Annotated in this window: 24 protein-coding genes, 2 pseudogenes and 1 riboswitch; of the genes and pseudogenes, 6 read left to right on the forward strand and 20 right to left on the reverse strand. The window is 65.4% G+C overall.

Translation table 11 applies throughout. From position 1 onward, the window contains the following. Nucleotides 1–115: 115 nt before the first annotated feature. From PKE80_RS19915 to PKE80_RS19950, 8 genes are read right to left on the reverse strand one after another with little or no spacing between them, the layout of a single operon-like run. Nucleotides 116–1066, reverse strand: a complete 951-nt coding sequence (locus PKE80_RS19915) for an ABC transporter substrate-binding protein (RefSeq protein ID WP_271184020.1) — start codon at nucleotides 1064–1066, stop codon at nucleotides 116–118. 44 nt (nucleotides 1067–1110) lie between these two features. Continuing rightward, nucleotides 1111–1893: an SDR family oxidoreductase gene (locus tag PKE80_RS19920; RefSeq protein ID WP_271184021.1), complete on the reverse strand. Its 783-nt coding sequence runs from the start codon at nucleotides 1891–1893 to the stop codon at nucleotides 1111–1113. A 4-nt stretch (nucleotides 1894–1897) separates the two neighbouring features. Beyond that, nucleotides 1898–2752 carry an alpha/beta fold hydrolase gene (locus PKE80_RS19925; RefSeq protein WP_271184022.1) on the reverse strand — a complete coding sequence of 285 codons (855 nt, stop codon included), beginning with the start codon at nucleotides 2750–2752 and terminating at the stop codon, nucleotides 1898–1900. Then, nucleotides 2752–3306, reverse strand: a complete 555-nt coding sequence (locus PKE80_RS19930) for a cupin domain-containing protein (RefSeq protein WP_271184023.1) — start codon at nucleotides 3304–3306, stop codon at nucleotides 2752–2754. Before PKE80_RS19930 ends, PKE80_RS19925 begins: the two co-directional genes overlap by 1 nt. Before the next feature lie 25 nt (nucleotides 3307–3331). Then, the gene (locus tag PKE80_RS19935; protein ID WP_271184024.1) at nucleotides 3332–4267 is read right to left on the reverse strand and encodes a VOC family protein; all 936 of its coding nucleotides are present in this window, start codon (nucleotides 4265–4267) and stop codon (nucleotides 3332–3334) included. Further along, entirely contained in the window at nucleotides 4243–5043 is an 801-nt protein-coding gene (locus tag PKE80_RS19940) for an IclR family transcriptional regulator (protein ID WP_271184025.1), read from the reverse strand. The genes PKE80_RS19935 and PKE80_RS19940 overlap by 25 nt, the downstream gene beginning before the upstream one ends. 4 nt (nucleotides 5044–5047) lie before the next feature. After that, nucleotides 5048–6079, reverse strand: coding sequence for a Rieske 2Fe-2S domain-containing protein (locus tag PKE80_RS19945; protein WP_271184026.1), 1032 nt, complete (start codon nucleotides 6077–6079; stop codon nucleotides 5048–5050). After that, nucleotides 6076–6396, reverse strand: coding sequence for a recombinase-like helix-turn-helix domain-containing protein (locus tag PKE80_RS19950; RefSeq protein ID WP_271184027.1), 321 nt, complete (start codon nucleotides 6394–6396; stop codon nucleotides 6076–6078). Before PKE80_RS19950 ends, PKE80_RS19945 begins: the two co-directional genes overlap by 4 nt. Nucleotides 6397–6579: 183 nt before the next feature. Between PKE80_RS19950 and PKE80_RS19955 the strand changes: the two genes are divergently transcribed. After that, on the forward strand, nucleotides 6580–7821 hold the full coding sequence (locus tag PKE80_RS19955) for an MFS transporter (RefSeq protein WP_271184028.1): 1242 nt from the start codon (nucleotides 6580–6582) through the stop codon (nucleotides 7819–7821). After that, on the forward strand, nucleotides 7818–8657 hold the full coding sequence (locus tag PKE80_RS19960; RefSeq protein ID WP_271184029.1) for an SIR2 family NAD-dependent protein deacylase: 840 nt from the start codon (nucleotides 7818–7820) through the stop codon (nucleotides 8655–8657). The genes PKE80_RS19955 and PKE80_RS19960 overlap by 4 nt, the downstream gene beginning before the upstream one ends. Nucleotides 8658–8845: 188 nt before the next feature. Here the strand turns inward: PKE80_RS19960 and PKE80_RS19965 are convergent, their stop codons facing one another. From PKE80_RS19965 to PKE80_RS25355, 8 genes are all read right to left on the reverse strand, one after another. Beyond that, nucleotides 8846–9649 (reverse strand): IclR family transcriptional regulator, encoded by an 804-nt coding sequence (locus PKE80_RS19965; RefSeq protein ID WP_211151866.1) that lies wholly within the window; start codon nucleotides 9647–9649, stop codon nucleotides 8846–8848. A gap of 55 nt (nucleotides 9650–9704) precedes the next feature. After that, nucleotides 9705–11192, reverse strand: a complete 1488-nt coding sequence (locus PKE80_RS19970) for an aldehyde dehydrogenase (RefSeq protein ID WP_271184030.1) — start codon at nucleotides 11190–11192, stop codon at nucleotides 9705–9707. Between the two features lie 21 nt (nucleotides 11193–11213). Then, the gene (locus tag PKE80_RS19975) at nucleotides 11214–12005 is read right to left on the reverse strand and encodes an aspartate dehydrogenase (RefSeq protein ID WP_271184031.1); all 792 of its coding nucleotides are present in this window, start codon (nucleotides 12003–12005) and stop codon (nucleotides 11214–11216) included. Between the two features lie 2 nt (nucleotides 12006–12007). After that, nucleotides 12008–13678, reverse strand: a complete 1671-nt coding sequence (locus tag PKE80_RS19980) for a thiamine pyrophosphate-binding protein (protein WP_271184032.1) — start codon at nucleotides 13676–13678, stop codon at nucleotides 12008–12010. A gap of 10 nt (nucleotides 13679–13688) precedes the next feature. After that, nucleotides 13689–15668 (reverse strand): glycoside hydrolase family 3 protein, encoded by a 1980-nt coding sequence (locus PKE80_RS19985; protein WP_271184033.1) that lies wholly within the window; start codon nucleotides 15666–15668, stop codon nucleotides 13689–13691. Nucleotides 15669–15748: 80 nt separating this feature from the next. Then, nucleotides 15749–17914 (reverse strand): TonB-dependent receptor, encoded by a 2166-nt coding sequence (locus PKE80_RS19990; protein WP_271184034.1) that lies wholly within the window; start codon nucleotides 17912–17914, stop codon nucleotides 15749–15751. Between the two features lie 197 nt (nucleotides 17915–18111). After that, entirely contained in the window at nucleotides 18112–18873 is a 762-nt protein-coding gene (locus tag PKE80_RS19995; protein WP_069709617.1) for an SDR family oxidoreductase, read from the reverse strand. Between the two features lie 143 nt (nucleotides 18874–19016). Next, nucleotides 19017–19217 (reverse strand): hypothetical protein, encoded by a 201-nt coding sequence (locus tag PKE80_RS25355; protein WP_370424469.1) that lies wholly within the window; start codon nucleotides 19215–19217, stop codon nucleotides 19017–19019. A gap of 382 nt (nucleotides 19218–19599) precedes the next feature. Beyond that, a riboswitch (Fluoride riboswitch) is annotated at nucleotides 19600–19670 on the forward strand. 98 nt (nucleotides 19671–19768) lie between these two features. Here PKE80_RS25355 and PKE80_RS20005 point away from each other — a divergent pair. Continuing rightward, nucleotides 19769–20169 (forward strand): annotated as a pseudogene (locus PKE80_RS20005) (chloride channel protein); the annotation flags it as partial. A 73-nt stretch (nucleotides 20170–20242) separates the two neighbouring features. Then, nucleotides 20243–21640 (forward strand): cardiolipin synthase, encoded by a 1398-nt coding sequence (cls, locus tag PKE80_RS20010; protein WP_271184035.1) that lies wholly within the window; start codon nucleotides 20243–20245, stop codon nucleotides 21638–21640. On the opposite strand, the gene PKE80_RS20015 is transcribed toward cls, so the two are convergent. After that, nucleotides 21624–22196: a DedA family protein gene (locus tag PKE80_RS20015; RefSeq protein ID WP_271184036.1), complete on the reverse strand. Its 573-nt coding sequence runs from the start codon at nucleotides 22194–22196 to the stop codon at nucleotides 21624–21626. The two genes, cls and PKE80_RS20015, sit on opposite strands and share 17 nt — an antisense overlap. 77 nt (nucleotides 22197–22273) lie before the next feature. Beyond that, nucleotides 22274–22948, reverse strand: a pseudogene (gene trbL, locus PKE80_RS20020) (P-type conjugative transfer protein TrbL); the annotation flags it as partial. 142 nt (nucleotides 22949–23090) lie between these two features. On the opposite strand from trbL, the gene PKE80_RS20025 reads away from it, so the two are divergent. Continuing rightward, on the forward strand, nucleotides 23091–23507 hold the full coding sequence (locus PKE80_RS20025) for a dienelactone hydrolase family protein (RefSeq protein ID WP_271184037.1): 417 nt from the start codon (nucleotides 23091–23093) through the stop codon (nucleotides 23505–23507). Nucleotides 23508–23569: 62 nt separating this feature from the next. Further along, complete coding sequence (locus PKE80_RS20030) at nucleotides 23570–23746, forward strand: hypothetical protein (protein ID WP_271184038.1); 177 nt, start codon at nucleotides 23570–23572, stop codon at nucleotides 23744–23746. A gap of 131 nt (nucleotides 23747–23877) precedes the next feature. On the opposite strand, the gene PKE80_RS20035 is transcribed toward PKE80_RS20030, so the two are convergent. Together PKE80_RS20035 and PKE80_RS20040 are read right to left on the reverse strand one after the other, a co-directional pair. After that, complete coding sequence (locus PKE80_RS20035; RefSeq protein ID WP_271184039.1) at nucleotides 23878–24624, reverse strand: SDR family NAD(P)-dependent oxidoreductase; 747 nt, start codon at nucleotides 24622–24624, stop codon at nucleotides 23878–23880. Nucleotides 24625–24750: 126 nt separating this feature from the next. Further along, the gene (locus PKE80_RS20040) at nucleotides 24751–25653 is read right to left on the reverse strand and encodes a LysR family transcriptional regulator (RefSeq protein ID WP_271184040.1); all 903 of its coding nucleotides are present in this window, start codon (nucleotides 25651–25653) and stop codon (nucleotides 24751–24753) included. Nucleotides 25654–26218 lie beyond the last annotated feature (565 nt).

The raw sequence follows: 26218 nt of genomic DNA on the forward strand, positions 1-26218 counted from the left end.
CAGGGCGAGCGCACACTGCGCTCCCCCATGTCCCGCTCCCACAATGACGACGTCGGCTCTGCCGTTGCCGTTCGTCTTAAGGCCCGCCACCGTGTCTTGCAAATTGCTTCCCACGTTATCGCCCGACGACCGAGTTTGTGAAATAGTCAGAGGCCGACCGACGACGTATCACCAGCTTGCGTTCCAACAGTTCGCCTTCGGCGGAGCGAACAGTCGCCTCGTCGTAACGCCCCAATAACTTCAGATCACCGTAGACATGTGTGGCGAGCAACCCGAAAATACGCACGATCTCGGCATGGCTATAACCGCTGGAGGGGACTGCAGCTTCATAGCGCATCGCTGCCCCCTCCGGGTCGCGGGCAATCTGCCGGATCACCTGCAGGGTCGCACGCACGAACCTGCGCAGGACCTTCGGCTTCGCCGCGATCGTGGTTTCCGACGCCATGATCGCCTGCGCCATCGCCGGATAGATCGCATCCAGTTCCCGGTAGTCGAGCCTGACGCCCTCGCGTTCGGCCTTCACGCCCCAGTCGACCGTCCCGATGAATCCATCGATGCGGCGCGAACCGAGCGCGGCGATCAGTTCGGCCGGAGGACGCGCTTGCGTGCTGATCCGCAGGGAGCTTCCGGACGAGCCCTCTGCCATCTTCTGCACCGCGTAGTAGGAGGTGTCCTTCAGCGACGGCACATCGATGGCCTTGCCCTCGAAGCTACCCGACGTCTCGAAGCTGTCGTGACGGGTGACGAGCGTGAGGAAAGAATGCCGGCCCAGCAGCGCGATGCCCTTGACCGGCAGATCCGCCGCGCGCAGCAGGATCGGCGTATCGCCGCTGGCGCCGCCGAGATCGCCTTCGCCGCGCGCCAGAGCCTCGCCGACGTTGAAGCCGCCCGGAACCACGACGAACCGGACGTCCAGCTTTTCGCGGCGGTAGCGCCCCTCCTGCTCGGCCAGCAGGAACGGGGCAAGCACGATCGCCTCCCTGGGCGCGGGCAACAGGTACGTGACCTTGTCATCGGGCTGGGCAAGCACAGGCTGCCCGAGTATGGCGGCGGCGACGCCCAGCATGCAGAGCGCCCGTCGACGGCTGCGCCTGCCGAGAGCGAAGCACATCATGCGAACCGCGAAACGCCGCCGGCCACTTCCAGCGCGGCGCCCGTAATGAAGCCCGCAGCCGGAGATGCCAGGAATACGATCGCCGCTGCCGTCTCCTCCGGTTCCCCGAAGCGCTCCAGCGGGATGTGCTTTTCGCGCGCGAGACCGGTCAGCCATTCCTGGTACGTGACGCCCGGAGCCGCACGCTCCCTGTAGCGGCGTTCCCATTGGCCGCTGTTGACGGTGCCGATGAGGATGGAATTCACCCGTACCTTGGGCGCCAGTTCGACGCTGAGCGACTTGACCAGGTTCTGTACACCAGCCCGCGCAGCGGAAGTGCAGACCATGTGCGGTTCCGGCTGGCGCGCCAGCAGCGAATTGACGACCACGACCGCGCCCGCATCGCTGGCCTGAAGCAACGGCAGGAACGTGCGGGTTGGATGTATCACGCTGAAGAACTTGAGTTTCAGTTCCGCGTCCCAGTCCGTGTCGAGCGTGCTGGCGAACGTGCTCAGGCGCGCCTGCCCGGCGTTGTTGACGAGGATATCGACCTTGCCGAAGCGACTGACCGTGTTCTCGGCAAGGCGCTGCACGGCCTCGGGATCAAGCACGTCGCAGGCTTCGGCATGGAGATTATCCCCACCGCCAAGCTGCGCGACGGCGCTGTCCAGGCGCTCCCGATCACGGCCACAGATCACCACGCTCGCGCCGTCGTCGAGGAAACGGCGTGCGGTGGCGAGGCCGATGCCGGACGATCCGCCGGTGACGACCGCGACGCGGCCTGCGAGACCCAGATCCATAGCTTCAGTTTCCTCCTGCGCGATCGACGGCGGCCAGGACCGGCCGGATCGCCTCGTTGAATTGCAACGGGCCTTCGGTCGCAAAGGCGTGACCAAGCCCCGGTATTTCAATGCCTTGTGCGCCTGTGAAGGCTTCGGCGATGCGGCGGCAGCCGGCAGGCGGGGTCACGACGTCTTCCCCACCCCACAGCACCATGCCGGGCAGCGACACGCCGTCCAGCAGCGCCGGAAGGTCGCTGGCGGCGAGAAGGCGCACTGCCTGTTCGTAGCCGTCCGGGTTCACCGATGCCATCGCGCTGCGCACCAGCGCACGCACTTCGGGCAAGGCCTTGTCGGTGACGAGGCGCATGGCGCGGCGCTCGGCCATGCCTTCGGGGCCAAGCTCGCGAATGTCGGAAATCCGCCGCGAAATCGTCTCCGGAAGGTCCGTGCCCGGGGGCACCGCATAGCCGGTCGCCGGGCTGGCGAGCACCAGCGCCGCCACCCGCGACGGCGCGATCCGAGCCGCCGCCGTCGCCATGATCGCCCCCAGCGACTGCCCGACAAGGATGCACTCAGCGGCACCCAAGTGGTCCATAAGGCGCCACAAGGCCCCGCCATAGTCCCCCGCAACGGGAGCAGCGGCCGGCAAGGGCACGCTGCCGCCGTAGCCCGGCGCATTCCAGGCGATCACCCGCCGCTCGGCGGCGAACGCCTCGAACTGCCCCCCCCAGCTTCCGGCATTGGAGCCGATGCCGTGCAGCAGCACGAGCGGCGTCCGCGTGCCCTCTCCGGCCTCGCGCCAGCTGAACCCGGCACCTTCGCGCAGCGGGGCGATGGCGTCGAGGCGCGCGGAGAGATCGGGCGGCGCGAGGTCCATTACCTGTCCGCGTTGATCGGCTTAGGGCGCTTCACCTGCGACAGCGGGTGCTCGGGCGGGTAGGTCGGCGTCTCGGGGACGTTGGTGCCCAGGCACACGATCATCAGCGCCTCCTCGATGCCCTCGTTGACGAGGCCGCGATAGATGCCCGCCGGGACCGAGACGAGATCGCGCTCGCGCACGTAGGTCTCGTAATATTCGCCCTCGGCCTCGAACATCAGCTTCACCTTGTTGCCCTTCAGGATGAAGAACACTTCCTCGACATCGTCGTGGAGGTGGAGCGGGCCTTCGCAGCCTGCGGGGAGCACCATCGTCGAGAAAGTGAAGTGCTCGGCCGCGACGGTGTTGGTGTCGTTGGCGACTCCGGTGGCGCCGGTGCCGACGTAGCGCATCTGGGCGCGCTTGTACTTGGGATCGAAGTCGGCCTGGAACTTCAGCGCGTTCCAGTCGAGCTTGCGGGTCTCGTAGCGCGCCAGGCGGCTGTCGACCCATTCGGCAAGCGTCTTGCCCTCGTGCACGATCTTGTTGCGGGCGGGCGCTGCGGTGTCTTCCATCACTGTTCCTCCTGAGATTTCGAGATCAGGCGCCGCGTGCCTGGCGCCGTGTATTGCCGTCGATGCCGCCCGCGATCGCCCATTCGGCAAACAGTTCGGGCTTGCGCTCGAACTCGCTGGGCACCCAGTCGGCGGTGCAGTAGTCGTCGTCGGCGTAGAACTCCCACGAGCCGCCCATCGGGCTGCGGAAGTACCAGAAATAGGCCGACGAGATCGGATGGCGCCCCGGACCGATATCGGTGGTCCAGCCCTTCGCGCTCATCGACAGGCCGCTGCCGAAGACTTCGTGGATGTTGCCCACGGTGAAGGCGACGTGGTTGACGCCGGGCTTGCCGGGACGGCGCAGCACGAAGGCATCGTGGTGCGGCCCCGGCGTGCGGCAGCGCAGGAACGCGGCGTGCCCCGGATAGCTGTCGCTAACCACGAAGCCGAGGCGCTTGGTGAAGAAATCCAGCGTCGCGTCAAGGTCCTCGATGAACAGCACGACATGGCCGATGCCGATCGGCGCGGGCCTGGTGTAGACCGTCGAGCGGCTGTCCACGCGATTGGCGCGGCCGGGGCCGTTGACCAGTTGCAGGTCGGCCACCGCTTCACCGCGCTGGCGCACGCGGAAGCGGTGAGTGAAGCCGGTGGGATCCTTGATGCTGAGCAGGCCGTCAGCATCCGGCGCGGCATCGCTGCCGAGGCGCAGCGCCAGCGCGGCAAGTGCAGCCTCGTCGGTCACACCCCAGGTGACGGCGCGCAGGGAGGCGCCCTCTTCCACGCCCGGCGCCAGCGCCAGATCGTCAAAGTGGCGCACTTCGACTTCGGCGCCGTCACGGGTGACGTAGCGCAGGCAGGCGGCATCGCTGCCTACGTCGGTCAGGCCCCAGTCGCCGAGAAAACGCGTGGCTTCGGCAAGGTCGGTGGTCGAAAACTGGACCGCTTCGATGCCGGTCAGGCTGCTGTCGTGGAGGGCCATGCCCGTTCTCCATTGGAATTGAAGCGCGCTGCGGGCGATCCGCCCATCAGCGCAGAAATGGTATCGGCCGCCTCGATCACCGCCGCGCGCACGCGCACCGCCTCGGCGGCGCTGGCGCCCGCGCGGGTAGCATTGATCGCGGCGGCAAGACGATCGCCCCGCTCGCGCACCGGCGCGGCGACGACGGCAAGGCCGGTCTCGTAATAGCCGTCGCTGGCCAGGCACCCGGCGGCGCGGTCCCGTTCAAGCTGCTCCAGCAAGGTCTGCAGCGAGGAAGGCACCGCATCGCCGCGATCGCCGAAGACGTGGGCTTCGTAGAGCGCCGCAACATCCGCGCCGTCCAGCCCGGCCAGCAGCACGCGCCCCATCAGGGTCGCATGGGCGGGCAGCGTGGCGCCGACCGAGACGTTCTCGGTCACCGCGCCCTCGCCCCTGCAGCGCACGAGGTAGAGGATCGAGGCGCCTTGCCGAACCGCCAGGTTGGTGGTCCAGCCGGTGCTCGCGCTCAGCGCTTCCAGCACCGGCCGCGCCAGCGCGACGACATCCTGCGAGGCGAGGAATTCGTGCCCCAGCAGCAGCACCCCGGCGTCGAGCGCATAGCGCCCGTCGCCATCGCGCCGCAGCAGCCCCATGTCGACCATCTCGGCCAGCAGCCGGTGCAGGCTGGAGCGCGGGATACCGAGCGCCGCGCCCAGATCGGCGGCGCCCAGCCGGGGCCGCTCGCGCCCGAACTGGCGCAGCACCCTGATCCCGCGTTCCAGGGAGGACTCGGGCATGGGCTCAGGCCCGCTCGTGCTCGCAGGCAGGCTCGGACGCGCCGGCAACTTCGGCCGCTGCCAGCTGGTCGAGCATGCGGCGCAGGCGCACGATGCCCCCGTCGTGGGCGTAGAGCGCTTCCTGCTCGCGTGCCTTGTCGTCCATGCCTTCGAGGATCAGGCGATCCTGCTCCAGCACGTCCCAGTGCAGCGATTCCAGACGCGCGCGGTAGAGGAACTTCCATGCATTGCGCGACCAGCCCTGTACCTTGCGGCAGCGCCAGAAGAACACGCGGCAGCTGGTCTCGTCCACCGGCACGACCATGCCGACGATGCCGAACGAGCCGCCCGGCCCTGCCGACTTGCCGTAGGGGATCGACAGGCGCAGCCACAGCGCGCCGGTCACGCCCACTTCGGTCCAGTCGAAGTTCACGCCGGTCTGGTTGGTCTTCTCGAAGACGAAACCGGACTCGGTGTCGCGCGCGCGCATGGTCGCGGTCTTGTCGCCTTCAGCCATCGAGTGGCTCTGGGCGTGGAGGTACGCGCCGTGCATCGGGTCCATGACGTTGTCCACGGCATAGCGCCAGTTGCACTTCCAGTGCGCGGTGCACAGGATGTCGGCCCATTCGCCGCCGGAGATTTCCTCAGGCAGTTCGAGCGGCGCAGGCTCACCCTCGCCGAACCAGACGAAGATCGCGCCTGCGCGTTCCACCGCCGGGAAGGCGCGGTTGAGCTGGCGGCCCTTCATCACGCACTTGGCGAGCGCGGGAATGTCCTCGATCCGACCTTCGCCGTTGACCTCGACGCCGTGGTACCAGCAGGCTACGCGGTCGCCCAGGTTCCAGCCCATCGACAGTCGTGCGCCGCGATGCGGGCAGCGGTCGTCGATCGCCTTCACGCCGCCATCGGCATCGCGCCACAGGACGATGCGCTGCGACAGGCGGGTGAGGCCCAGCGGCGCCTGCTGCAGCATCCAGCTGGGCGCAACGGGATACCACATCTCGCGCAAACCTTCATTCAGGCGCGCGCTGGCGGCGATCTTGGTTGGAGCGTTCATGCTGCGATGTCTCCGGAAACGGGCTGGAACAGCGCCTGGCCGAGACGATCGAGTTCGGCATCGAGCGTCGGCTCGGTCCACGCGGCGCCGTCAGGCGCGCGGCTGCCGCCGGCATTGAGCGCGGCGACGAGTTCGGGGAACTCGAACGCGCCAGCATCGAACGCGGCGGTCAGGGCCTGCGACAGCGCCTGCTCGAACGGATCGAGCGGCCCGCCGCGCGTCTGGAAGACGAAGTTGTCCACCTGATCGGGTTCTTCGATGAAGCGACCGCCGCCTTTGGCGTCGCCGGTTTCGGCGAGATAGAGATTGTACCGCATCGCGACCCTCATGTTTGATATACGAACCATTGTCTACGATATGGGATTGGTGCCGCAACGAAGCGTCCCTGTCAAGCGGGGCTGATTGCGTCCGGTTTCGAGACTCCGATTTCGGGCTTTGCAAGGCGATATGTTTGACATAGGAATAATCCGTCTCAATTATGATACATGAGGGCCGCATCCATGACATCTGACGGCTCCGCACTTGCGGAATCGAACCTGGGCTATCCCGGCTGGCGCGTGCTCGTCGCCGCGGTGATCGGCCTCGCCTTCAGCCCCGGCCCGATGATCTTCGGCACTTTCGGCCTGTTCGCCCCGCATTTCGTATCCGAACACGGCTGGAGCCGGGGCGCGATCATGCTGGCGCTGACCTTCTTCAACGTCGCGGGCGTGCTCGTCTCGCCGCTGACGGGATCGCTGCTCGACCGGCATGGCGTGCGCCGCCTGCTTTTCCCGGCAATGACCGCGCTGGCCCTCGGGTTCCCGGCGCTCGCTTATCTGGCGGGAAGCCTGCCGCTGCTGTACGCCGTGACCTTCGCATGGGGTGCAACGACGGTGGCGACTCAGAGCATCAGCTATTCCAAGCTCATCACCGGCTGGTTCGTGCAGCATCGCGGCCTTGCCATTGGCATCGCGGCGGCGGGCCTCGGCGTCGGCTACGTGGTGATGCCGCTGATCGCGGGCGCCCTGCTCTCCGCCCTCGACTGGCGAGTCGCGCTTTCGGCGCTCGCGCTGCTGGTGATGACGGTGCCATTCCTCTGCAACCTGGCGCTGGCACGTCCAGCTGCCGTGACCGCCACCCTCGCCTCCACCGCCACCCTCGCCGGCCTGACGCTGGCGGAAGCGCGCCGCACCCGCGAATTCGCGCTGATGGCGGCAGCGATCCTGCTCGGCTCGGTGGCGCTGACCGGGATCGTGCCGCATATCTCGCTGCTGGCGCTCGACCACGGGCTCAGCACTGGGCAGGCCGCCGCCGTCGCCTCGGCCTACGGCCTCTCGACGATCGCGGGCCGCGTGCTGGTGGGCTGGCTGGCGGACCACTTCCCGGTGCCGCGCGTCGCCATCGCCTTCTTCGCCTGCTCGGCGCTGGGCTTCGTGCTGGCGGTGAGCGTGGGCGCGCATGCGGGTATGGGGTTGCTGGTCATGGTGGCACTCACGATCGGCCTAGGCTTCGGCGCGGAGAGCGACGTCATCGCCCTGTTCATCAGCCGCTACTTCGGCCAGCGCGCCTTCGCGGCGATCTACGGCTACCTGCTGGCTGCGTTCCTCGTCGGCTCGTCGATCGGCCCGGCGCTGTTCGGCTTCGTGCGCGACGCCAGCGGCGGCTACGGCGCCGTGATGGCCATCGCCACCGGCCTGATGGCAGCGGCCTGTTGCGCGCTGGCGATGCTGCCGGTGATGAAGCGCGAGCCGGTACCGGCATGATCGTCGCCAGCTTCGAGGAGCTTGCGGCGGCGGTGCGGGACCGGCGCGTCCTGCTGTTCGCCGGCGCCGGCCTTTCGATGAGCGTCGGCCTGCCTTCGTGGCACGAGCTGATAGACCACATGAAGCGCGAACTGGGGCTGGAGGACATGCCGCACCAGTCCGGCTGGTCCTACCAGACGCTATCGGAATACTACCGCCTCAAGAACGGCAGCATCGGCCCTTTGCGCAGCTGGATGGACCGCACCTGGTCGGTCTGCAGCGACAAGGTGCGGGAATCGGAGATCCACGAAATCATCGTCGATCTCGATTTCCCGCTGGTCTACACCACCAACTACGACAACAACCTCGAGATCGCCTACCAGGCCCACGGGCGCGAGTTCGTGAAGGTGGCCAACACCAGCGACATCGTCAACGCCGAGCGGGGCTTGCCGCAGATCGTCAAGTTCCATGGCGACTTCGACGATGACGAATCGCTGGTCCTGGCCGAAACCGACTACTTCCGCCGCCTGGCGTTCGACTCCCCGCTCGACATCAAGTTCAAGGCCGACGCGATGGGCCGCACGCTGCTGTTCCTGGGCTACAGCATGTCGGACCTCAACATCCGCATGCTGCTCTACCGGCTGTGGCAGATGTGGCAGGAATCGGGACGAGAGCGCGATCGGCCGCCGTCCTTCGTGTTCTCCCCCAAGCAGGATCCGGTGCAGCAGATGGTGCTGAGCCAGTGGGGTATCCGCGTGCTGCACGAAAGGGCGGACGATCCATCGGCGGCCACGCTCAAGTTCCTGCGGAGGCTGCGCGATGCGGTCAGGAGCGGGACCGGGGCGGAACTAAGATAGCAGTGGTCCATTGTCCTGAGAAATAAAGGAGAACGGACATGGGCAAGGGTATCCTGTTGTGGCTGATCGGCGTTCCTATCCCCGTCATTCTGCTGCTATGGTTCTTCTTCCACTAAAGCCGGCCGCGCCCGGCACCGTCGCAATGCCCCGGTGCCGGGCGGGGTGGCCGAACGGTATGGCCGAAGGCGTCAGATGCCAGCGCGGTATCCGAGACCACGCGAAATCTCCATGCCCGCGCGCTCCACTTGCGTGGAGATGCGGCCCTCGAACGTCTCGCGGTCGAAAGTGTTGATCGGGCAGCTGATCGAGATTGCCGCCGCCACTTCGCCCGATGCGTCATAGACCGGCACCGCCACACTGGCGACGTTGCTGTCGTAGAACCCCCAGCTCACCACCGTCCCGCGCTTGCGGTCGCCTTCGACGAGGCTGACGAGATCGCCCATGCTGTCAGGCGTTGCATCGGTGTACTTGGTGAACTCGAAGCTCTCGTAGAGCGCGACGACTTCGGACAGGCTCATGTTCGCCAGCAGCACGCGGCCCGGCGCGGTGGCGTGCGCGGGCAGGCGCGAGCCGACGGTGACGGCGCTGATGAGGCTGGTGTTGCCCTGGAACCGCGCGATGTAGACGGCGTCGCGCCCTTCCCGCACCACCAGGTGCGTCGAAGTGCCGGTATCGTCGCGCAGGCGCGCGAGGATCGGGTTGGCGACTTCGATCAGATCCTTGCCCGCAAGGAAGCTGTAGCCCAGTTCCAGCACCCGGCTGCCCAGCTGGTAGCGCTTGCCGTCCGCGATGCGGCGCAGATAGCCTGCATATTCAAGCGTATAGACCAGCCGGAACGCGGTCGAGCGGGTCGCGCCGATCTGGCGCGCCACTTCGGCGACGGTCTGTTCCTGTCGTTCGCGGGTAAAACTTTGCAGAACCTGCAAGCCTCTGACGAGGCCGGGCACGATGTAGCGCTCGTCGATATCCGGCGAAGTTTCGGGCTGGGTCATCGTGTCTCGACTATTAAACAGGAGCCGAAGTCTTTGACCGGCAATTACCCCTGGATCAACCCCAGCCTATGGGTTCTTCGGACATTCCCCAGTAAATCGCCTTCTGGTTCATGTAGGCCTGAATCCAGTGCCGTCCCTTTTCACGGCCGAGGCCGCTGTCCTTCACGCCGCCGAACGGCGTGGAGGAGCTGAACTGCTTGTAGGTATTGATCCAGACCGTGCCCGCCTCGATCCGGCGCGCGATGCGCCAGGCGGCCTTGTAGTCGCGCGTCCAGATACCGCAGGCGAGGCCGTATTCGTTGTCGTTGGCCTGCGAAACGAGGTCTTCCTCGTCGCGCCACGACAGGACCGCCAGCACCGGGCCGAACACTTCCTCGCGGCAGATGGTGTCGGTGTTGGTCACGGTGTCGAGGATCGTCGGCGGATACCACGCGCCCCCGGCGAATTCGCCCTGCGGCACTTCGCCGCCACACAGCACGCGCGCGCCTGCGGCCACAGCGGCATCGACCATCGCGGCGACATGGTCGCGGTGGCGGTGGTGGATCATCGGCGCCATCTGCGTGCCCGGCGCATCGCCCCGGCCCATGCGCAGCGCCTTCGCGCGCTCGACGAGGCGGCTGACGAACTCCTCGCGGATGCTTTCATGCACGAACAGGCGCGAACCCGCGATGCACGACTGCCCGGTGGAGCTGAACACGCCGTAGAGCACGCCCGCGATCGCCTCCTCGATGTCGGCATCCGGAAAGACGATGGTGGGCGACTTGCCGCCGAGTTCGAGCGAGACCGGCATCAGCTTGCTCGCCGCGATTTCCGCGATGCGCACGCCGGTGACGGTGCCGCCGGTGAAGGAGACCTTCTTGACGAGCGGGTGGCGCACCAGCGCATCGCCGATCACCCGGCCCGGCCCCGGCAGGACCGAGAGCAGCCCCTTGGGCAGACCGGCGCGGTAGGCCAGCCGCGCGAAGAACAGCGAGACCAGCGGCGTCCACTCGGCGGGCTTGAGGATCACGGCATTCCCCGCCGCCAGCGCGGGTGCGACCTTCTGGGCGTCGCTGGCGATCGGGGAATTCCACGGCGTGATGGCAGCCACCACGCCAAGCGGTTCGTGCACGGACATCGTCACCCACGGCCCGCGCGAGGGCGTCAGGTCCTCGTCGAGCGTCTCGAGCGTCGATGCGACATAGCGGAAGGTGCCCGCCGCCGACATCGCGAGGGCGCGGGTTTCGATCAGGGTCTTGCCGGTGTCGCGGGTCTGCAGCGCGGCGATCGCGTCGGCATGAGCCTCGATCATGTCGCCGATGCGGTAGAGCACGCGGGCGCGCTCATGGGCCTTGAGATTACGCCACGCCGGATCGGCCATGGCAGCCTGCCCCATCGCCACCGCGTCCTCGACATTGTCCAGCCCGGCGGTGCCGTAATCGGCGACCAGCGTGCCGTCGGTCGGATCGATGCTGCGCGCGGTGCCGCCGCTGCCCGGCCCGAACAGGCCGCCCACGCAGATTTCGGAAAAGTCGACGTCGGCGGGGGAAAGCAGCTGGGTCATGGCCAAAGTCCTGACAAGTTCTCAGATAACGATCGGTGCGGCCATGCCGTGAAGCAGGCGCACGATGCTGTGCGCGGTCAGCGCGGAAGTCTTGGGGTTGGCCGCAGAGGGCGCCCCGGCGATGCGCACTTCAAAGGAGCCGTCGGCACCCTCGAAGCTCAGTTCGTGGACGTTGGTGGCGATCGTCGGATCGGCGACCAGTTCCACCTCGGTGCGGTCGAAGCCGATGCCCGCCAGCGCCACGGTGGCCGCGACGTTGGAGTTCTTCGGGTAGGTCAGCGCGGCTACACGCGCATCGCCCCGGAAGAACACCGCAGGTTCGGTCAGCGCGGCAAGGTCGAGCAGATCTTCGGCAGGCGTGCCGCGCCATGCCAGCGCAGGCTTGCGGCCGGTGTAGCGCACACGCTCCAGCCCGCCCAGACGCGCGGCGGAAAGCCCCTCGATCCCGGCCATCGCGCCCGAGGCGAGGACGAGCTGTACGCCGCCTTCCTCGGCCGCTGCGGACAGCGCTTCCGCAAGCGCCGGATCGGCCAGCGCGCCGGTGGAGACGATCATCAGGGACAGCCCGGCCCGCAGCACGTCGGCACCATAGGCGCGCACCGCCTCGTGCCCCGCGCACTCGACGATGACGTCGGGGGCGCGGGCCAGCAGGTCGGCCACGGTCTCGACGCGCAGCGCCTCGTCCAGCCCCTCGCGCGGGCAGCGCGCGAGGATGCCGACGATCGGCGCGGCCCCGCCCAGCGCCTCGCGCACGGCGCGCGAGATGCCGCCGTCGCCGATCAGGCCGATGCGCGGGGGTGCGATGCTCGCCATGCTCAGTCCTTGCGCGGCGGGCCGGCGAAGGCCTGCGGGTAGGCGCCGATCGCCAGCATGTCGATCTCGACGATGGCGGCGCCCGGCGTTGCGCGCGCGCGGTCGAGCGCGGCGCCGACTTCGGCGATGTCGCTCACCTTCTCGTGGCGCAGGCCGATCGAGGCGGCGACCATCGCGAAGTCCGGCACGCGGATGTTCGAGTAGTGGCGGCGGCCGCCGTATTCGACGTCCTGGATATTGCGGATCACGCCGTAGCCCTTGTCGTTCATCAGCACGAGGGTCACGTCGGGGTCTTCCTCGGCCAGCGTGGCGAGTTCGCCGAGGCACAGGGTCAAACCGCCGTCGCCGCTCAGCGCATAGGCGCCGCCGGGCGTGCCGAAGGCCGCGCCGATCGCCATCGGCAGGCCCTGCCCGATGCCGCCGCCGACGGCGTGGACGCCCGCGCGGGTGTTGCCGACCTGCAGGAAGCGGTTGCCCCACATCGAGTTGGAGATCGTCACGTCGCGCACCCATGCCGCATCGGCGGGGATGCGGGCCTGGATCTCGTCGACGAGGCGGTCGTAGGCGCCCAGGCTCTTGCGCATGGCGGCGTGCATCACGTCGCGCGCGGCGCGGATGGTCTCACCCCATGCGGCGTCGTAGGCCTTGTCGCCCAGCGCTTCGAGCAGGCCCGCGAAAGTCGCCTTGACGTCGCCGTGGATGAACAGGTCGTTGGCGTAGCTACGGCCGTCCGAGGTCTCGTCGGCGTCGATCACCGCGACCTTGGCAGGCAGGCGCAGCTTGTAGATCCATGTCTCGTTGCCGCGCAGGCGCGAACCGGCGACGATCATCAGGTCGGCCTCGTCATAGAGCGCCTGCACTTCCTTCGTGCAGTTGAACGCGCCCAGCGAGATGGCGTGCGTCTCGGCGACGACGCCGCGACCATTGGTGGAAGTGACGATGGCGATGCCCTTGTCGGCCAGCGCGGTCGCTTCGGCCTCGGCGCCGCGTGCACCGCCGCCCAGCAGGATCACCGGCTTCTTCGCGGCGGCGAGCATGCCCGCCAGCGCGGCGATCTTTGCCGCATCGGTGGCGGGACGCCTGGGCGAGAGTTCGGGCAGCACGGCGGGCATCGGCATGGCTGCAGCCTGCACGTCCACCGGGATCTCGATCGAAACCGGGCCGGTGGGCGCCGACAGCGCGGCCTCGGCGGCGGCGCGCATCGTCTCGACCACCTGATCGGGCGAGGTGATGCGGAAGGCGGCCTTCGACACCGCGCCCAGCATCTGCATCTGCGCCGGTGCCTCGTGAATGTAGGCGCGGTTGAGGTCGAGGTGCTCCAGTTCGACCTGCCCGGTGATGTGCATGACCGGCGAGCCCGCCGTCAGCGCCTCGACCATCGCACCCGCCGCGTTGCCCGCTGCGGTGCCGGTGCTGGTGAAGGCGACGCCCAGGTTGCCGGTGACGCGGGCATGCGCGTCGGCCATGTTGAGCGCGCCGGCCTCGCCGCGCGCGGAGATGTAGCGGATCGCGCCCTGCTCGCCCAGCGGATCGAGGATCGGCATGTTGTGGATGCTGATGACGCCGAAGACATGGCTGACGCCCCAGTGCGCCAGCAGCTGCGCGATCAGGGCGCCAACGGTGGTCTGCGTCTCGGTTGTCGCTGCGGTCTGCGTCATTGGGGTGTCGATCACTTCCATGGTGTCAGTTTTTCCGGGGAGGATAGGAAAGGCCGAAGCCGAACGGGTACGCGGTAGCCGCGAAATCGAAGGGCACGTCTTCCGCCTGCTGCTCGACGGAGGCAGCGTCGGCGGGGAGCGCGAAGGGCAGCTTGCCCGTGGGGTTGAAAGCGCCGGTAAGCACATCTGCGAGCGCGTCGTCGCCCGAACCGAAGGTGGCGATCATGCCGGGCACGGTGTCGATGAATTCGGCAAGGACGGCTGGACGCTCCATGCTCATGGCCACGACGACCGGCTTGCCGGTGGCGACGGCCTTGCGGATCATCGCCAGCTCATCGGCATTGTCGGCGCCCGCAAAGACGGGGGTACCTTCATGGGTGCGCACGAAGAAGGCCTGCCCGGTCTTGTTGTCGGCATAAGGCGCGTTGACCTTGACGACGATGACGTCGGCCTTGGCAGCATCGGTCACGCTGCCCGCCAGCGCCGTGGGCGTCGCGGCGAAGCCTTCCAGCGCCACCTTCTTGCCGGGCGCCAGCGGCAGGACGTCGCCCGCGTTCTTGAGCAGGACGATGGACTTGCGCTGTGCCAGCGCGCCCTCGGCCACGTATTCGGGCGCCTTGACCACGCGCAGCGCAGCTTCGGGATCGACGTAGGGGTTCTCGAAAAGCCCCATCGCGAACATCGGTTCGAGCACGCGCTGCACCGAGACGTCGATGCGCTTTTCGGTCAGCTTGCCCTGCCTGACGAGGTCGATGATGTACGAGGTCTCGTGCTCGCCGCCGAGCTGGTCCATCCCCGCCCAGACCATGCGCCGCTCGCGTTCGATCTTCGGCTGGTCTTCCAGACCCCAGGGCTGGGCATGCATCCAGTCGGTGATGGCCACGCCCTTGAAGTGCATCTTGGTACGCAGCAGGTCGGTCATAACCTTGCGCGAGAAACTGGAGGCGACGGTGTCGGTCCAGGTCGGGATGCCATAGCTGCCCATCGCGAAGGCCACGCCTGCGCGGAACGACGGCGCGAAGGCCTCGTAGTGCAGCTTCTGCAGCTTGCCGGGATAGACCAGCCGTTTGCCGTAGGGATTGTGCGGATCGAGCCCGTGCTCCACCGGTCCGTCGCCGGGGAAGTGCTTGACGGTCGCCATGATCCCGTCGGGGCCCAGCTTCGTGCCTTGCGCACCGAGGATGAACTGCGCGGCGAGTTCGCCGTTCAGCTTCGCGTCCTCGCCGAAGGTGCCGGGAATACGGTTCCAGCGCGGCTCGCTGACCACGTCGGCCATCGGGTTGAGAACCATGCGAAAGCCCATCGCGCGCAGTTCGGCGGAGGCGACTTCGCCGAAACGGTGGACCAGAGCCGCATCGCGGGCGGCGCCAAGGCCGATCATGTCGGGCCAGCTGGAGGTGATCTTCACCCGGTCCGGCGGCGGCAGCGCGCCGCCCGGCAGGCGGTTGGTGGTGTGGATCGGGTCGGCGCTGAACACGATCGGCACGCCCAGGCGCGCGCTTTCGGCCATCTCCTGCAGCGCATTGGCCCAGCGCGCGGCATCGGCGGGCGAACCGCCCGGCGAGGTCATGATATAGCGCACATGGCGATTGAGAATGAGATCGCGGGGGCTCGGCTTGTCGGCGCGGTCGAAGCCGGGCACGCCCGTCACGTTGACCGGCGGCTTGAGCGCGCCGGGAGGCGGCGGAGCCAATTGGTCGAGCACGGTGCCGCCCGCGCCGAAATAGCCCGAATTCACCGCATGCATCATCATGCCCGCCTTTTCGGGCACGGTCATGCGCGCGGTCAGATCCTTAGCGCGCTTCGCCGCGGGCAGCCGCCAGTCCTCGTAAGGATCGAGGCGGCCGCTGCGGTCGAGGTCGCGAAAGCGCAGGCCGTCCACCGTCAGCACCGGCGCGGATCGGGTGCCGATCTCGGGCTGCTGCGCCTTGCCCTCGCGCGCCGCCACCGGGTGAGCGGCCAGCGTGGCGAGAGCAAGGGCGAGGATGGACGTCATGCGCGGCATCGGTGATCTCCGAAGGTAAGGAAAGAAAGGGACGCGGCAGTTGGGAGGAGGATGGGTAGGCGCCGCGCCCCCTCGCCGTTTTACCAGCGGAAGGTCGCGCGAACACCATACGTACGCGGCGGCGCGTACTGGCTGCGGATGGCACCGTAGAGGCCGCTCTGCGCCGCCTCGGTCAGTACGACGCTGTTCTCGAGATTGCGGACATAGGCCTGGACCGACAGGTTCGTGTTATCCGGCACGTACTCGAGGCTGAGGTCGGTGCGGGTGTATGAACCCTGGCGTTCGGTAGAGCGGTTGAAGTAGCTCATCCACTGTTCCGAACGGTACTGCGTCTGCGCCCGTGCGGTGAACTCGCCGCCCAGCGCCGCGAAGCTCTGCTGGATGCCGGCGTTGATCGACCACTTGGGCGACTGGACGAGGTAGTTGCCCTGGTAATCCACGGTGCAGACGCCGGCCGTGGTCTTGTTGGTGCAGAAGTCGCGGTACTTGGCGTCGAGATAAGTGACCGAGAAGTCGATGCGGCTGCCCGCGAACAGCGCGGCGACGGTTTCCGCCTCGATGCCCTTGATGCGCGACTTGCCGGCGTTGACGACGATCGTGTCGGCGCCGATGACCTGCGAGACCTGCTGGTCCTTGTAGTCATACCAGAAGGCGCTGAGGTTCACCTGCAGCTTGTCGTCGAAGAAGCGGTTCTTCGAGCCGAGTTCGTAGGCGATCAGCGTCTCGGGATCGTAGTTGCCCAGACCGAAGTTGTTGAAGCCGCCCGACTTGTAGCCGCTGTCGACCTTGGCATAGATCATGTTCTCAGGGGTCAGCGTGTAGTCAATGCCGCCGTGCCAGGTCACCTTGGTCCACTTCGCGCGGGTATCGTCGGTGCCGTAGGTGCGCTCGGCAACGCCGTCGCTGGTGTCCTGCGTCAGGCTGCCGACCCAGCTGTAGCCCTTGCGGCTCTTCATGTCCTCGGTATAGCGGATGCCGCCCGAGACCCGCAGGTTGTCGAGCAGGTCGTACGACACCTGGCCGAACGCCGCCTTCGAGCGGGTGGTCACGTCATAGTGGTATTCGCGCAGGTTGACCGGCGAACCGCTGACGTCGTTGTCGAAGAAGTTGGCGAGCGTCAGGTCTTCGTTGAAGTAGTAGAGACCCGCCTGCCAGATGAAGCCCGACTTGTTGTTCGAGGCGATGCGCAGCTCCTGGCTGAAGTCCTCGGACACCTCGTCACGGGTATAGATGTAGTACTTGTCGGCCTGGCCGTCGTTGTCCCAGCGGCTGAACAGGTCCTGCTTCATGTAGCCGGTGATCGAGCTGACGGTCGCGAAGTCGAGATCGTAGTCGACGCGGCCAAGCGCGCGGATGTTGGTGGTATCCATCTTGCCGCGCGTGCTCAGATCGAAGTGGGTCGCCGCACCGGCCTTGTCCTTGGGCGTGGTGGTGACGACGCCGTTCACGGTGGTCAGCTTGACGCCGTCGTAGACCGCGCCCGAACCGCCTAGGTGCATGTAGTCGCCGCTCAGCAGAACCTTGAGGCGATCGGTCGGCGTCAGCAGGAACTGCAGGCGGCCGCCCTTGACGTTGGTGCTGTCGCCGCGACCGGCATCGCCGTTGTTGCGGAAGCCGTCGTTGTAGCGCGAGACCGCCGAGGCGCGCATCGCGACGCCTTGTGCGATGGGAATGTTGACTGCGGCGTCGGCGTTGATCGTGTCGTAGTTGCCGCCCTCAACCGAGACGTAGCCCTCAAGCTGGTCTGTCGGCTTCTTGGTGATGATGTTAACGGCGCCGCCGGTTGCGTTGCGGCCGTAGAGCGTGCCCTGCGGGCCGCGCAGCACTTCGATGCGCTCCAGGTCGTAGAAGCTGGCGTTGATGCCGGTCGGGCGCTGCAGGTACTGGTCGTCGATGCTGACCGCGATGGCGCTGTCGCCGATCTCGGTGAAGTCGCGGCTGGCGACGCCGCGGATCGACAGGAACGCCGCACCCGAGCTGGCGCCGATGTTGAGGCTGGGCGAAACCGTGGTCAGGCCCGAGACGTCGGCAATGCCGTTCTTCTTGAGCTGGTCAGGCGTGAAGACCTGCAGCGCGGTGGCGGTCTTCTGGGAGTCTTCCGAACGCTTGGTGGCGGTGACGACGATCTCGCCCAGGCCTTCGTTCTCGGCGGCGGGCGCCTGCGCATCCTGCGCGGCGGCGACGTGCGGCAAAGCGGCGACGGCGATCGCCAGCATGGAACTCGTGAATGCACTGCGGCTGAACATGGAAAACTCCCTGACCTGTGATGCGACGTTTGTTTCGTATTTCAAACGGTGTTTGTATTGCAATCAAACCGTCAAATGCAGTTTTTGTCAATGGTCTTTGTGATCGGCGCCCCGTCGCGGCGGCGCTTAACCCGGCGCACAGAAACGGCCGACGCATCGCTACGCCGGCCGCTGAAAATATTGGAGAAATCAAGCGATCAAGCGGAAATCAGGCCCCCATTCACCGGCAAGATCTGTCCTGAAATGAACGCGCTGGCATCGCTGAGCAGGAACACGGCCCCGCCGACGGTATCCTGCGGCACTTGCGGGCGGCGAATCGCGGCGCCGTCCACGTAGAACTGCTTGCGCTGCTCGGGCACGTAGTCGGTCGCCGGTACCCGCACGAGACCGGGCGCAAGCGCGTTGACGGTGATCCCGTCCTCACCCAGTTCGCGTGAGAGCGAGCGCGTCATGCTGATGACCGCACCCTTGCTCGCGACATAGTGCAACAGGCGCGGCGCGCCCCAGAGTGCAGTGTCCGAGGCAATGTTGAGCACACGCCCGCCCTTGGCGGAACGGCGCAGCATGGGCGCGAAAGCCCTGGTCATCAGCCAGGTGCCGCGCACGTTGATGCGCATGACCTGGTCCCACTGATCGATGTCGATTTCCTCGAAGGTCTTGCCACCGATACCGGTTGCCAGCGCAGCGTTGTTGAGCAGCCCGTCGATCCCGCCCATGCGCCGCTCGACTTCGGCCGAGAGCGCAGTGACGGAATCGGCATCGGCGATATCCACCGCGAAGCCCTCGGCGTCGCAACCGTTCGCGCGAAGTTGCTGCGCGGTGCTGGCGGCGCCCTCGCCATCGATATCCGCGATTGCGAGACGCGCGCCAGCTTCTGCGCAAGCCTGCGCGAAAGCCGCTCCCAGGCCCCGTGCGCCGCCGCTGACCAAGATCGTCCGATCTACCAGTTCAATCGCCATACTGATTGAGTCTCTTATTTGAACACACTGTTTCGCTATCAAACGTTTTGCCGATCATCAAGCGATCACTGCGTGTGCTAAAACAAAATGCCGAAGAAGGGATGCGCGCGGGTGTCGGCATTCAGCCCTTGAATTCGTGATGATCAGCGATAGCCGCGCCCAATGATGAACATTTCTGGGACCAGTCCGAGACCATGATCGATCCGGATGGCAGGACGCCGGTGATCGGACTGCTCCTCGAATGCGCCATGCACTTCTCGCTCTTCAAGCCTTTCACCAACGAGCAGGCACGCATCCTGCCAACGCGGCCCGTGTTCCGCGAAGGCCGCAAGACCCGGGGACATGGGTTCTCAATGCCAACGAGCTCGAAAAACTTGTCAAGCGGCTCGATACCGAGACGAAGGCAGCGCAGTAAGCCCGCGCGGTCAGGCGCCATCCCCCCGTGTTAATCACGGGGGCACACGGGGCCAGCAGCAATGGGGAACGTGACACCTAAGGATTTTCGCCTAAAGCTTTCGCCGGAGAACGGACAACGACCCTTATGAGACGCTCAGCAGCCAATTTTATGCTCCCAAGTACGGACTGGCAGCGTTCCTTCTTATAGATACTCAAGACTGGCAATTAGATGGCCTCACGGGTTCCAGTGCAAGGGCTGCATGAAGCTGTCGTACAGTCCCACCTCCGCATGCACCGCTGCTTGATCAAAGGCATTCGCCATACGATACGCGCTGCCAAGGCGATGGATTTCCGCCGGGCTTCGGCCGAACCGCCTTCGGGCTGATGATTCCTACCTGATGCGTTTTCGCAACAAGGAGGAATCGTGCGCGCTGAATTCGCAATTTTGCTGTCGAACCTGAACGCCTAAGCCGTTGTCAGGGGCCAGCATGACCATGCCCTGTCCGTGTTGCGTTGGCTGGCGGTGCTAGTTCCCATGGCGGCGACGGTGGGCAGCCTTTGCGCGGCCTTCCTCTGGAGCCTGGATGTTGCCACGCGCACGCGCTTTGCGCATCCATGGTTGCTGTTTCTCCTACCGGTCGGTGGGTTCGCAGTCGGCCTGCTCTATCATCTGTTCGGTCGCAGCGTCGAAGGCGGCAACAACCTGATCGTCGAGCAGGTCCATGAACCGGGCGGCGGCGTGCCCTTGCGCATGGCGCCGCTGAGCTTCCTCGGCACCGTTGTCACGCACCTGTTCGGCGGTTCGGCCGGGCGCGAAGGCACGGCTGTGCGGCTGTGCAGCTGGGCGGCAGCCTTGCCAGCGCCTTTGCCACGATGTTTCGGCTTGATGCCGAGAGTAGTCATCTACAAGCAGCTCGAGCATTGGGCGATCGGCGCATCGACACGACGCAGCAGAGACAGGTAGCATCGCGCGATGATCTCCATCCCGAACCTGACGCTCGCTTACCTGCTGCTCGAATGGGCGATCCGGCTCATTATGGTGGTGGTCATTCCGCTGCGACGTCCGCCAGAAGCGGCACGCAGCTGGCTGCTTCTGGTGCTGTTCCTGCCGGTGCCCGCCTTCATCCTGTATCGCCTGATCGGCCGCGCCGCGTTCCCGTCCTGGCGCCGGGATCGCTTCAGGCGTGCGGCACCGGAGCGGGAGAGCGCTGCGCAGGCGCTGACGAGCAGCAAAAGAGCGCCGTCGCGCACGGCCGTGCTTGCACAATCTCTGGGCGGTTTCCCAAGCTGCGGTGGCAACGCCCTCAATTTGCACGAGGACTATGACGGCACGATCGACGCCATGGTGGCTGCGATAGATGCAGCCCATGTTCGGGTGCATTTGGTGACCTACATCTTTGCCGATGACCGGACGGGACAGAAAGTTGCAGACGCCCTTGGCCGCGCACACGCACGCGGCGTCGATGTCCGGGTGCTGATCGATGCGCTGGGCTCACGCCCCTGGGCAAAGCGCAGTCTGGCGATGCTGGCGGACCGAGGCGTCACCGCCCGGCTGGTTCTGCCGGTTCGCTTCGCAGCGCTGCGCCGTGCGCGAAGCGATCTGCGCAATCACCGCAAGCTGTGCCTGATCGACGGAAGGGTCGCTTTTGTCGGATCGCAGAATATCGTGAACCGTGATTTCAAACCAGGGATCGTCAATGACGAACTCGTCGCCCGGGTCGAAGGCCCGGTCGTCTGCGCGCTCGATGCTGTCTTTGCCAGCGACTGGTTCCTTGAGACCGGACAGACGATCGCGGCCTTGTCCGTCCCCGACGTCACAGGCGCCTCAGAGTTACAGGCGATGCCGAGTGGCCCGGACTACCGCATGCCGGGCTATGAGCGATTGCTCGTCGAACTCGTTCACGAGGCGCAAGAGAATATCACCATCGTCTCGCCTTATCTGATCCCCGACGAAGCCCTGCTGACCGCACTCAAGAACGCGGTCGCACGCGGCGTCGTAATCGACCTCGTCGTTTCGCGTGTCGTAGACCAGCGGCTCGTGAACCTTGCCCAGCGATCCTATTATAGCGAACTGCTTGAGGCGGGCGTGCGCCTCCACCTTTACCGCGACAGGTTGCTGCACGCGAAGAACCTATCGATCGATGGGCGCATCGCCGTCATCGGATCCAGTAACGCCGATGTTCGCTCCTTCATGCTGAATGCGGAGATCAGCCTTATCCTGCATGATGAGGCCTCCGCTGGGCCTCTCGCAAATGTCCAACGCGGATACATCGACCGAAGCGACCAGCTATTGCTGGAGGAATGGCGTGATCGCTCCAGTCTCTCCCGTTTCTGCGAGAACCTCGCTCGTCTCGTCAGTCCTCTGCTCTGACCTCGTTCCTGCGGTGCCTGAAGTATGCGGCGAGGCCGACGAGGAGCAGCACGGCGAGTACGGGGAGCAGAACATGGCCCACATCGCGGACGCGGCCAAAAGCGGCCTCGATGCCCTGACCGAACAGGTAGCCAAGGGACACGAAAACCGTCGCCCAGACCATAGCCGCCAATGCGTTGATAACCGTGAAGCGGGTGGCGGGAAGCGCGGTCGTGCCGATCGCGATGGGGCTGACGATGCGCAGACCATAGAGAAAGCGGAACCCGAACACGAACAGCACCGGCCGCCGCTCGAACACATCGATAGCGCGACGGAAGGCGGCTTTTTGCTGAACGCGCTGAACGTAGTGATGGTCGCGGAACCTGCGGCCGAGGGCAAAGAAGATCTGGTCCGCGATAAAGGACCCGAGTGCTGCGGCCGCGATGGCCGCCGGGTATGCGATCAGGCCACGGTGGACCATGACTCCGCTCAGCACGACCACCGTCTCGCCCTCGATGCCCGCGCCGAGGAACAGGGCTGCAAGACCGTACTGGGTAAGGATCGCTTCAAGCGTCACTGCTTGGCCCGAATGTGCGGGCACGTAGCCCCCAAGCATGAATCATCATCTGTTCTGGGGTGTCGGAACCGGTGACATTGGACAGCGCCTATGCCGCCACGCGCAGTCATCATCGCACCGTGTGTGCCGAGGAGCGCCGCGCCGCCAGTCATAATAGCTGCGCCCGCGGCAGCACCGACCGCCGCGCCCGCGCCCAGTTGCGGAGCACCGGATACGAGACCCTAAGCGATCCCGGGTCCGAATATCCCGAGACCGAAGAGCGTCAGGGCCCCCATCAGCAGCGTGAGTGCTTCGGCGATTTCCGGATCGTCACCGACAAGGCTCGTTATCTGATCGAAAAAGGTGGTGCCAATCCCGACGATGACGGCCAGCACCATGACCTTGATGCCGGACGATATGACGTTTCTTAGAACCCGCTCGGCCAGGAAACTGGTCTTGTTCCACAGCGCGAACGGCACGAGCACGAAACCGGCGAGCGCGGTCAGCTTGAACTCGATGATCGTGACGAACAGCTGGATGGCAAGAATGAAGAACGCGAGGACCACCAGCACCCAGCAGATCAGCAGGACGACGATGGCGACGAAGTTGCCGAAGAACTCCGGAAACCCCAGCATATCGGTGACCTTGACGATCAGCGGATAGGCCGCCTCGAAGCCGGTTCCGGCGACCCTTCCTGGATGTAGGAGATCATCCGCCGACACCCCTCCCCCGCCCGCAGTGATCCCTCGGCCCGCGAAGCTGCGGTAGATGACGCCTGAGCAAGGTGCCGAGACGAGCATCGCGCTCGCCCTGATGGATGAAGCCGGTCCGCATGGCAGCTTCTATCATGGCGCCGAGGTGCAGCCGTGGTGAGGCGCCAGCCCATCGCGACTGCTTCGTGCGGGGAGCACCATCATGGGTGACTTTATCAAGGTGACGATGGCCAATGGGGCCTCGGTCGAAACCTACCGGGCGGCGCCGCAAGGCGCTCGTCTGGGAGGGATAGTGCTCCTGCAGGAAATCTTCGGCCTGACCGAGCATATCCAGAAGCAATGCGACCGGCTGGCTGCCGCCGGATACGAAGTGCTGGCGCCATCGCTGTTCGATCGGGCGGCACCCGGGCTTCGTCTCTCCTATGACGAAGCGGGCCGGAAGAAGGCTATAAACTTGTTGCACGGCCATGCCTTCGAACTGGGCGTGGCGGATACCGCGATCGGGCATATCCAACAGGTCGGAGCCGGATTTACGTGGGTGCCGATCCCGTATTCCAACCGTGCGCCCGCCTGCGATGCCGCCTTCGCTGATCCTCATAGGAATGGCGACAAGCCGTAAGGCAAAGCGAACCGCTCGGATATCTGAACGACCGCGCACGCCTCGCAAGACAGATTGCGCTGATGCTCAGGATCGGAAGCTCTTCCTTCGGCAGCAGCATGCCGAGGCGGGCGGGGCGCATCATTGTGGACGTTCTTACCGATCAGTCGGGCCGAACCGGCATTTACTTTGGCGAAAGGGACAAGCCTGTGTTGGGGTCGGCGCTGGCCCACGACGCGGCATTCCAGTTCGTGTTCTGACGGAAACCAGGGCGTGGCCGCCGATCGCTGAACAGGACCAAGTGGTGCGGTGTGATACGCCGATGACGGCGGGCCACCGCTCGCCGTCATCACTTCGCGCCGACTTCAAGCGCCCAGAGATTGGCGTCCGTTCACCAGGGAAGAGCGCCTTCCGGCCCGGTAAAACTTCCAGTCGGGCTTTCCATGTCCAAGGCTGCGAGAACAATCGGCCGCGCGCCGACTTCAACGGTGTCCGTTCCCATGAAGTCGTTGATTGCTGTCGCCGTGAAGCTGGGGCTGACCGCCCGAACCTTGATCGGGGTGCCTTCCAATTCCACGGCAATCGCTAGGGTAATAGCGTTGAGCGCCGTCTTGGAGACAGGGTATGTTGCACCAAAATAGGAGCGATACGGAAAGCCAGGGTCGGATATGAGCGTCAGAGAACCCAGCGCGCTCGACACATTGATGATGCGCCCCGCAGGCGACGTTCGAATGAGTGGCAGCATCGCCTGCGTCACTGCAAGCACACCCAGCACGTTAGTCTCGAACAGCACACGGATTTCGTCCAATTCGGCCACACTCGCATGGCCTGCCGCTACGATCTCCTGAGCAGACTCGTAGCGGCCTGATTGGCCAATCGCTGCGTTGTTGACCAAGACGTCGAGCCGGCCGAATTCCTCGTTGATACGGTTCGATGCGGCCGCGATACTTGCGGCATCGGTGACATCGAGCTGTATGGCGATCGCACCTTCCCCGATTTCAATCGCGGCGTCCTGTCCGTTCGCCAGATCACGGGATCCGACAAGGACGATATAACCGTGATGAACGAGCTCTTTGGCGACCTGTAGGCCAAGTCCCTTGTTGGCCCCAGTTACGAGGGCGATCATCTTCTCTTTCATGAACTGTACTCCGTTGCGTTCCCGCTACGGCTGTCTGCGCGCGCGGTCCGTCGCGGCAGTTAGGCAGTGCGGAAGCCGCGCAGAAGTTGGTGTACAGGACTACAATCTATTCCAAGGTGGAATAGCTTACATCAGCCGGAGGCTTGGTTGCTTCTCAAGGCATTGCTCGATGAAATCGCTCACGACACGAACCCGCCGCGGTACGCGCCCGCTTGCATGGAGCGCGTGAATGGGAAATGGATCAGGGACGAAATCCGCCAGCACTTCAACGACCTTCCCTGACTGAAGGACTGGATCAAACAAACCCCGCGCGCTTTGAGCGATGCCTATACCTGCGAGTACAGCAGCATGTATGTCCGCTGGACTATTGCAGCTAAGGCGCCTGGCTGTTGGGGACAGAGTTTGCTGCTCGCAGTTTTTGAAAAGCCAATCGCTCGTTGCTCCTAGATACCGATTGGTCACGAGTTCGTGCCTGTCGAGGTCGGATGGATGAAGCGGGCACCCATGCGTTTCAAGATATTCAACGCTGGCGACAGTCGCGATTTGCATGCTTCCGATCCGGCGAGCAACCAACCCGGAGCTATCCAGTGCGCCAACACGGATCGCCAAATCGATCCCTTCCTGTACAAGATCGGCATATCGCTCCGAAACGACGAATTCGACGGAGATATCTGGGAATTGCTTGAAAAATCCCGGGAGCTTCGGCACGATCATCATGCTTGTCAGTAGCGGTGGGACCCCCACTCTAACGCTCCCGCCCGGGCGCCCTTGTCCCTGGGTTACTCGGCTCTCGGCGTCTTCCAGATCGCTCAACAACCGGATGGCTGCTTCGTAGAAATCGACGCCGGCCGACGTGGGACGCTGCCCCCGAGACGTTCGATTGAGGAGTTGGGCTCCGAGCCGTCGCTCCAATGCCGCGACCTGCTTGCTGACCGCCGGCTGTCCGACGCCAAGTTCCCGCGCCGCCTGCGAGAAGCTGCCGCTCTCCACGACGCGAACGAAAAATTGTAAAGCAGTGATCCGGTCCATTCCTCGACAGAATAGGCTTAGACACCGCTGCTGCCAACGGCTTCGCTGGGTTTTTGGATTATTCCAGGTCAATCACCTCAAACGCCGGCGCTCGGCTGCAGGTCTTGCCGTTGGGCCCGCGCCCCTCCCGATGGTCGCCGCCGCGATGCTAGCCAAGCATCCCGCCATTGTGCCCGAGCATGCAGGGTCGGCATACGCCTACGGTGGGGTAGTGCTTGCGGTCGCGCCGTTACCGCCGGCGTGAATCTATATCGGAACACACCTTTTGCACCGCCGGTCACCTGAACGACGAAAAGGGCGCATCGCCAACCGACCGGTTGCGCGGCCTAGGAACGCACCGGCACCCTGCACGCGCACCTCAGAACTTGCATCTAGCCTGCCAAATCCGGAGAACTGAAATCCGCCGGCACCTGCGACGACTGCCCCTTGAGCACCTTGGCAGGCAGGTCGACGAGCAACTCGAGTGACGGCAGGCCCGAAGAAAATAAGATCTTATCGGATAAATTCACAATAATTCTTTCAACTCCACCGTTGGGTCTGCCAATCTCACTAGATCAGGCGATGA

The organism is Novosphingobium resinovorum (assembly GCF_027922145.1).
Lineage (GTDB): Bacteria > Pseudomonadota > Alphaproteobacteria > Sphingomonadales > Sphingomonadaceae > Novosphingobium > Novosphingobium resinovorum.